Genomic DNA, 7988 nt, shown 5'->3' with positions numbered 1-7988 from the left:
GGCCGGAGCCTTCTTCGCGGGCGCCTTCTTGGCCGGCGCCGTCGTGGCACCCGCCTCTCCGGTGGCGGGCCGCGAGGCCGCGCCCTCGCCGGTCCCGGCCTGCGGAGCCTCCCGGGTCGAAGCGCGCTCGCGCCCGGTCACCGTCGTGGCCTTGGACCCCGATTTCGCCGACTCTTTGGACGCCTGGCGGGCAGCACTGCGCTGCTCCTTGCGCTCCTGCGCCAACTCGCCCGCCGATTTGCGCGCGGCGGTGGGGGTGCCGCTCTTCTCCCGCTCCTCCGCCGCGACCACGAACTCCGCCAGGGCGTCCTCGACCGCGTTCGCCAACGGCCAGGGATCCGGGACGAGGTCACGACACCCGATGAACCCGAAGTGCAGACTGCCGTCCAGCGACATCACGGTGCAGTTGAGGCCCGCGCCGTGGAAGACCGGGCCCAGGGGCAGCATCTTCTCGATCTTCGCGCCGAGGAAGTACAGCGGGAAGTTGGGGCCGGGCACGTTCGAGATGACGAGGTTGTGCACCACGGGGTGGCGCTCGGACAGCCGGAGTCGCGAATACATGCGGACCGCGGAGCCGAACACCGAGGGCGCCGCGAACTGCGCCCAGTCGGTGAGCAGGTTGGCGTCCAGCGCGTCGGTGTGGTCCTTGGCGACGGTGTTGGCGTCGCGGATCGCCTCGAGCCGACCGACCGGGTCGTCGATGTCGGTGGCCAGGGACATGAACATGCCCGAGACACGATTGGTGCCGGGGCGCGACTCCGCGGCGTGCACCGACATGGGGACCATGGCGATGAGCGGCTTGCGCGGCAGCGCGTCCCGGTCGTCGAGGTACTTGCGCAGAGCGGTCGAACAGACGGCGAGCACCACGTCGTTGACCGTGGTGCCGAACGCGTTCTTGACCCGCTTGATGTCCGCCAGGTCCACACTCGCGTAGGAGATCGACCGGTGTCCGGTGATCGTGCGGTTGAACGGGGTGCGCGGGGCGGTGAACGGCGCGGGCATCGCCAGTCCCTTGCGGGCGCGGTTGATCCACGAGGGGAGCACCCCGACCGTCCCCGGCAACAGGGAGGCGAGTCGCCACGGCGTGGCCAGGCGCGACAGGGCACCACCGACGGCGAGCTCCAGGGCGCCGGACCCACCGGCGGTCTCCTCGACCAGCTGCTCGTCGAGCTCCGGCTCGTCCGCGGAGAGGGTGCACAGCTGCGAGAGCATGTTGGCGCCGGTGACGCCGTCGACTGTCGAGTGGTGCATCTTGGCGAAGACCGCCACCCGGCCGTCCGGCAGTCCCTCGATGACATACATCTGCCACAGCGGAATCGACCGGTCGATCGGCTGACTGCCCAGGTGGGCGCACAGTTCGGCGAGCTCGTGGTCCCCGCCGGGCTCCGGTATACCGACGCGATGGAGGTGGTGGTCGATGTCGAAGTCCTCGGCCTCGACCCACACCGGATGGTCCACGTTGAGCAGCGAGTCGTGCAACTTGCGCCGGAACGGCGGCATCGCGGTGATCCGACGTCGGAGCTCGGTCCGCAGGGCCTCGAAGGAGTACCCGTCCTCCATCCCGGAGACGTCCAGGACGATCAGCCCGCACACGTGCAGGAGCTGGGACCTGGTCTCGAAGTAGAGGAAGCTGGCATCGAGCCCACTCAAGCGCTGCATGTCGAGGAGTGTACGGCCGGACGGCGCCGCGTGGCGGTGGTTGGAATTCCGCGGCGATCGCGGAATTCCTGCCGTGGAACGGGGGTCAGAGCACCTCGACGAGGACCCATGCGATCACGACGAGCGCGATCAGCAGGACCAGGGCGAGTGTCACACGCGACCGGGGCATCAACGGACCTCCTTCCGGGTCTCGACGGTCCTCGGGGCGACGAGCGCCCGGAACCGGTGGACGAGGACATCCGCGACCTTCTCGACCGCCACCGCGACGAGGAAGAACAGCGGGAGCCCCATCACGAGCAGGATCATCACCTGCAACGGGAACGGCAGGGTGGCGAGCCAGAGCTCGACTCTGTCCCAGAACTGCAGGAACGCCGTCACGTCCCGATCCTACGACCGCCCGGCGGTGGCGGCCCCGTGGCCTCCCACCACCGAGGAGTCGAGCCCACGCCGACGCAGCAGCGCGGCGGTGCTCGGCTCCGACCCCCGCATGCGGCGGTAGGCGTCGAGGAAGTCGATGGCCCCGCCCCGGGACAGCACCTCGCGCCGCATCCGCTCGCCCGAGGACCGCGTCAGGCCCCCGCTCTCGACGAACCACTCGGTGGCGTCGGCGTCGAGCACCTCGGCCCAGAAGTAGGAGTAGTACGCGGCGGAGTACCCGCCCGCGAAGATGTGCTGGAAGTACCGGGACCGGTAACGCGGCTCGATGCCGGGGACGTCGAGACCTGCCTCGGCGAGGACGCGGGCCTCGAACTCGTCGACGTCGGTGACGGCGTCGGCCTCCTCCGGCGACAGGGAGTGCCAGGCCAGGTCGAGCAGTGCCGCCCCGAGGTACTCCACGGTCGCCTGCCCCTCACCGAAGCGCTCGGCCTCCCGCATCCGCTCGACGAGGTCCTCGGCGATCGGTGCCCCCGTCTCCACCTGCCGGGCGTAGTGCGCGAGCATCTCCGGTCGACGCGCCCACATCTCGTTGACCTGGGAGGGGAACTCGACGAAGTCCCGGGGCACGGAGGTGCCGGAGAACACCGGGTACTCCACGTCCGACAGCAGCCCGTGCAGGGCGTGCCCGAACTCATGGAACATCGTGGTGACCTCGTCCATCGTGAGCAGCGTGGGCTGCCCCACCGCGGGACGGGCCAGGTTCATGACGTTGACGACGATGGGCCGCGAGTCCAGGAGCCGGGACTGGTCGCGGAACGAGCTCATCCACGCCCCGCCGCGCTTGGTCGGGCGGGCGTAGTAGTCCAACAGCAGGAGACCCACGCCGGCGTCGGGCTCGGCCCGCTCGTCGTCGAACACCTCGATGACCCGGACGTCGGGGAGAAACCCGCGCAGGTCGTTCCGCTCGGCGAAGCGCAGCCCGTACAGCTCGGATGCCGCGTGCATCACCCCGTCACGCAGGACCCGCTCGAGCTCGAAGTAGGGACGGACGGTCGCGTCGTCGACCCGGAACCGCTCGGCCCGCAGCCGCTCGGACGCCCAGGCCCAGTCGGCCGGGTTCAGGTCACGGTCGTCGCCGCCGAGCAGGTCCTTGGCCTCGTTGCGGGCGTTGGTCACGGCCGCGTCGACCACGTCGAGCAGCAGCCCGCGAGCCGCCTCGGGCGATCCGGCGGTCTCCACCGCGAGGACGTGCTCCGCGTGGCATCCCAGCCCGAGCAGCCGCGCCCGCTCGGCGCGTAGGCGGACGATCTCCAGCACGACCGGGGTGTTGTCGTGGCCCGGCGTCGCGCCCCGACCGAGTGAGGCCTCCATGACGCGGTGGCGCAGACCGGCGTCGTCGAGCAGGGCGCTGATCGGCTGCACGGTGGGAAGCCCCAGTGGGATCAGCCACCCCTCTCGCCCCGACTCGGCGGCGACCGCGGCGAGCGTGGACCGCATGGACTCCGACAGGCCCGCGAGTTCGGCCTCGTCGGTGACCGGGACGGCCAGTTCCGTGGTCGAGGCCAGCAGGTTCTCGCCGAACTCGGTGGTCAACTCGGCCAACCTGGTGTCGATGGCGGTGAGTCGGGCGCGGCCGGCGTCGTCGAGGGCGGCGCCCGCGCGCAGCAGGTCGCGGTGGTGGCGGCGCACGAGCCGCTCCGTCTCGTCGTCCACCTCCAACTCCCCCGCCTCCAGAGCGGAGAGCACCGCGTCCACCCGGCCGAACAGGACCGGATTGGTCATCACCGCGGAATGGTGCGCGGCCAGCAGCGGCGAGACGACCCGGTCCACGTCGAGGCGGGCCTTGGTGGCGTCCGGACCGAGCAGGCCGTAGAACACCGACAGCACCCGGTCCAGGGCCAGTCCCGAGCGCTCGAGGGCGACCACGGTGTTGTCCACGGTCGCCGACTCCGGGTTGGCGACGATCGCGGCGACCTCGGCCGCGTGGTCGTCGATCGCGGTCCGGATGGCCGGCTCCAGATCCTCCTCCCGGATGGCGGCGAAGTCCGGCAGGCCGTACGGCAACGGCGACTCGTCGAGCAGCGGATGACGGGAGGCCTCGGGGGTCGGAAGGGTCATGTGCGGGAGTCTACGTCCGCCGGCGGTCGCGTCGGCGCCCGCCGCGGCGGGCCCCGGGGTCACAGCCACTGCGTGGCGGTTTCCCAGGCCAGTCTCACCGCCAGGATGCTGATGACCACGAGGAACACGGTGCGGATGAACTCGTTGCCGTGCCGCATCGCCATCCGCGCCCCGAGGAACCCGCCGGCCAGGTTGGCCAGCGCCATGCACCCGCCGATGATCCACAGCAGTTCACCGTGGAGGCCGAACACCAGGATCGAGGCGATGTTCGTGGTGAGATTGGCGAGCTTGGCCGCCACGGTGCCCTGGAGGAACCCGAACCCCAGGAACGCGACGATCGCGATGACGAAGAACGACCCCGTCCCCGGGCCGAGCACCCCGTCGTAGAACCCGATCACCCCACCGATGAGCGCCGAGCGCCACGTCCGCGACCAGCCGGTGTGCCGTTCCTCGTGGACCCGCCCCATGGTCGGCGTGAAGTAGGTGTAGGCGCCCACCGCCACGACGGCCACCAGGACGATCGGCGTGAGGAGCTCCTTGGGGATGAACCGGGCCACCGAGGACCCGGCCGCGGATCCCGCGAAAGCCGCCACCACCAGTGGGAGCACCATCGCCACCGGCACACGGATCTTCCGGAGATAGGTCAGGGTCGCGACCAGGGTGCCGGCGACCGAAGACAATTTGTTGGTGCCGAGGATCTCCGGCGTCGAGGCCTCCGCCGGCAGTGCGATCACCAGCGCCGGCAGCTGGATGAGCCCTCCCCCGCCGACCACCGAGTCCACCCACCCGGCGACGAACGCCGCCAGGACGAGCGCGGCGAGCACCCAGACGGACACACCGAGTGCGGGGGACGCGGCGACGGCCGCGAACGATGAGGGCATGCCGATCACTGTGCTGTAATCTGTTTGTGTATATCAACCCTTACGGGGCCGATCCGGTCACCTTGGCCGCCGACCTGGCCAATCGCCGCCCCCGCACCACCCGCGAACTGGTGGACCGCTGTCGCGAGGCGGGGGTGACCATCGATCGGAGCGCCTCGGACGCGGACCTGGACGAGGTCGACACCTTCCTGGACGCGTGGCTCGTCGTCGTCGACACCACAGCGCCGCACGGGCGCGCCGACGCCCTCAACGCCCTCCTGGCCGAGCACTCGGCACCGCCGCGCCTCACCGACCACGACGGCCACTGGCACGTGCACTACCGCGCCGACGACGTCTCCTTCGCCCGCCTGCTCACCGCCATGTTCGCGGTGGGCACCGCACTCCACCTGACCTCGCGGGGCATCGACCGGCTCGCGCGGTGCGCCGCCGACGACTGCGACGCCGTCTTCGCCGACACCACCCGCAACGGACGCAAGACCTACTGCTCGACGCGGTGCACCAACCGGTGCGCCGTCCGCCGACACCGCGCGCGGACCTGAGTCACGCGCACGGTGCGGGGACCTACTTCTTGTCCGCGCTCGAATCCGCCGACAGCGCCGCGACGAAGGCCTCCTGCGGCACGTCCACCCGCCCGATGGACTTCATCCGCTTCTTGCCCTCCTTCTGCTTCTCCAGCAGCTTGCGCTTACGGCTGATATCGCCGCCGTAGCACTTGGAGAGCACGTCCTTGCGGATCGCTCGGATGTTCTCGCGGGAGATGATCTTCGCGCCGATCGCCGCCTGGATCGGCACCTCGTACTGCTGACGCGGGATGAGCTCCTTGAGCTTGCCCGTCATCTTGTTGCCGTAGGCCTGGGCGTAGTCGCGGTGCACGATCGCGCTGAACGCGTCCACGGCCTCGCCCTGCAGCAGGATGTCGACCTTGACCAGATCGGAGACCTGCTCGCCGGCCTCCTCGTAGTCCATCGACGCGTAACCCTTGGTGCGGGACTTGAGCGAGTCGAAGAAGTCGAAGATGATCTCGCCCATCGGCATGACGTACCGGAGCTCGACGCGGGTCTCGGACAGGTAGTCCATGCCCTTCATCTCGCCGCGCTTGGACTGGCACAGCTCCATGACCGTGCCCACGTACTCGCTGGGCACGATGATCGTGCACTTGACGATCGGCTCGTAGATCTCGCGGTGCTTGCCCTCGGGCCAGTACGACGGGTTGGTGACCTGGTGCTCGCTGCCGTCCTCCGCGACCACGCGGTACACCACGTTCGGGGCGGTGGAGATGAGGTCCAGGTTGAACTCGCGCTCCAGCCGGTCCCGGGTGATCTCCATGTGCAACAGTCCGAGGAAGCCGCAGCGGAAGCCGAACCCGAGCGCGACCGAGGTCTCCGGCTCGTAGTCCAGCGAGGCGTCGTTGAGCTGGAGCTTGTCCAGGGCGTCGCGCAGGACCGGGTAGTCCGACCCGTCGATCGGGTACAGCCCGGAGAAGACCATCGGGTTGGGCTCGGCGTACCCCGCGAGCGGCTCCTCCGCCCCGCCGCGGGCGGTGGTGATGGTGTCGCCGACCTTGGACTGGCGGACGTCCTTGACGCCGGTGATGAGATAACCGACCTCGCCGGGCCCGAGCCCCTTCGTCGCTTTGGGCTCCGGCGAGATGATGCCGACCTCGAGCGCCTCGTGGGTGCTGCCCGTGGACATCATCCTGACCTTCTCGCGCGGGTTGAGCGAGCCGTCGAACACCCGGACGTAGGTGACCACACCGCGGTAGGTGTCGTACACCGAGTCGAAGATCATCGCGCGGGCCGGGGCGTCCGGATCGCCCACGGGCGCCGGGATCCGCTCGCACACCCTGTCCAGCAGCGCCTCGACGCCCATGCCCGTCTTGCCGGAGACCCGCAGCACGTCGTCCGGCTCGCACCCGACGATGTGGGAGATCTCCTCGGCGAACCGGTCCGGGTCCGCCGCCGGCAGGTCGATCTTGTTGAGCACCGGGATGATCTCGAGGTCGTTCTCCATGGCCAGGTAGAGGTTGGCCAGCGTCTGGGCCTCGATGCCCTGCGCGGCGTCGACCAGCAGGATCGCACCCTCGCACGCCTCGAGCGCGCGGGAGACCTCGTAGGTGAAGTCCACGTGGCCCGGGGTGTCGATCATGTGCAGGACGATCTCCTCGCCCTGGTGGGGGCCGGAACGCGGCACCCACGGCAGGCGGACGTTCTGCGCCTTGATGGTGATGCCGCGCTCGCGCTCGATGTCCATCCGGTCGAGGTACTGGGCGCGCATGAGCCGCTCCTCGACCACGCCGGTGAGTTGCAGCATGCGGTCGGCGAGCGTCGACTTGCCGTGGTCGATGTGGGCGATGATGCAGAAGTTCCTGATCCTGGCGGGATCGGTGAACGTCGTCTCTGCGAAGTTGGGAATCTCGATCACTCCTCGGGCGGGCCCGGGCGTGGCTGGGTGCGGTCCGACCGGGCGATCACCCCATTGTCACACGCCCACGCCGGGAACTCCCATCACGTACCGCCCTGTGGGGACGGCGTCCACCGTGCCGTCGTCGAGGAACCGTCCGGTCGAGGCGGTCATGGCCTCGATGTTGGCCGCCATGCGCGCGTCGTCGCCGCCGGCGTCGAAGAACACCCCGAGGTCCGTCGCGGCCTCGATGGGGAAGACCTCCTCCACGATCCCGTCGATCACCGGTGCGTCGGCGGTCAACGCGCGGACCACCACGTGCTGGGTGTAGGCGGTGGTGGACTGGGTGTCGATGGCGACCTGCGTGTGCTCCTCGAGCCACGTGCGCAGCCACTCCTCCCGGCCGATGCGCTCGGGCCGCCGCAGGAACGCCAGGTTGGCCATTCCCTCGCACCGGCCGTCCGGCCCCGGTCCGGGCGCGGGCAGCGGCTCGGAGGCGGTGACCGACCAGGCCGACACCGACCCCAGCTCGCGCAGCGCGTCGAGCAGGTC

General features: G+C 70.0%; 6 protein-coding genes and 1 pseudogene. 1 reads left to right on the top strand and 6 read right to left on the bottom strand.

From position 1 onward, the window contains the following. Positions 1-270: 270 nt before the first annotated feature. The 4 genes and pseudogenes from G6023_RS12120 to G6023_RS12105 all read right to left on the bottom strand — a co-directional run. Positions 271-1659: pseudogene (locus tag G6023_RS12120) on the bottom strand (WS/DGAT/MGAT family O-acyltransferase); the annotation flags it as partial. A 168-nt stretch (positions 1660-1827) separates the two neighbouring features. Next, positions 1828-2037, bottom strand: a complete 210-nt coding sequence (locus tag G6023_RS12115) for a hypothetical protein (protein WP_132061984.1) — start codon at positions 2035-2037, stop codon at positions 1828-1830. A gap of 9 nt (positions 2038-2046) precedes the next feature. After that, positions 2047-4155: a M3 family metallopeptidase gene (locus G6023_RS12110; RefSeq protein ID WP_132061986.1), complete on the bottom strand. Its 2109-nt coding sequence runs from the start codon at positions 4153-4155 to the stop codon at positions 2047-2049. Positions 4156-4214: 59 nt separating this feature from the next. Continuing rightward, the gene (locus G6023_RS12105; protein WP_132061989.1) at positions 4215-5036 is read right to left on the bottom strand and encodes a TSUP family transporter; all 822 of its coding nucleotides are present in this window, start codon (positions 5034-5036) and stop codon (positions 4215-4217) included. 26 nt (positions 5037-5062) lie between these two features. Between G6023_RS12105 and G6023_RS12100 the strand changes: the two genes are divergently transcribed. Then, the gene (locus tag G6023_RS12100) at positions 5063-5575 is read left to right on the top strand and encodes a CGNR zinc finger domain-containing protein (protein ID WP_120286292.1); all 513 of its coding nucleotides are present in this window, start codon (positions 5063-5065) and stop codon (positions 5573-5575) included. Between the two features lie 22 nt (positions 5576-5597). Here the strand turns inward: G6023_RS12100 and lepA are convergent, their stop codons facing one another. Together lepA and G6023_RS12090 are read right to left on the bottom strand one after the other, a co-directional pair. Further along, entirely contained in the window at positions 5598-7457 is a 1860-nt protein-coding gene (gene lepA / locus G6023_RS12095) for a translation elongation factor 4 (protein ID WP_132061991.1), read from the bottom strand. A 57-nt stretch (positions 7458-7514) separates the two neighbouring features. Continuing rightward, the coding region (locus G6023_RS12090; protein ID WP_182635697.1) for an EthD domain-containing protein at positions 7515-7988 on the bottom strand (474 nt) is incomplete at its 5' end.

Origin of the sequence: Dietzia sp. DQ11-71 (assembly GCF_014144995.1) — a bacterium.
GTDB classification, from domain to species: Bacteria; Actinomycetota; Actinomycetes; order Mycobacteriales; family Mycobacteriaceae; genus Dietzia; species Dietzia kunjamensis.
This window is presented reverse-complemented; position numbering and strand designations above follow the sequence as displayed.

Excerpts from the sequence above, each read along its gene's own strand:
- G6023_RS12105 (WP_132061989.1), bottom strand. The coding sequence starts at position 5,036 with ATGCCCTCATCGTTCGCGGCCGTCGCCGCGTCCCCCGCACTCGGTGTG.
- G6023_RS12110 (WP_132061986.1), bottom strand. The coding sequence starts at position 4,155 with ATGACCCTTCCGACCCCCGAGGCCTCCCGTCATCCGCTGCTCGACGAG.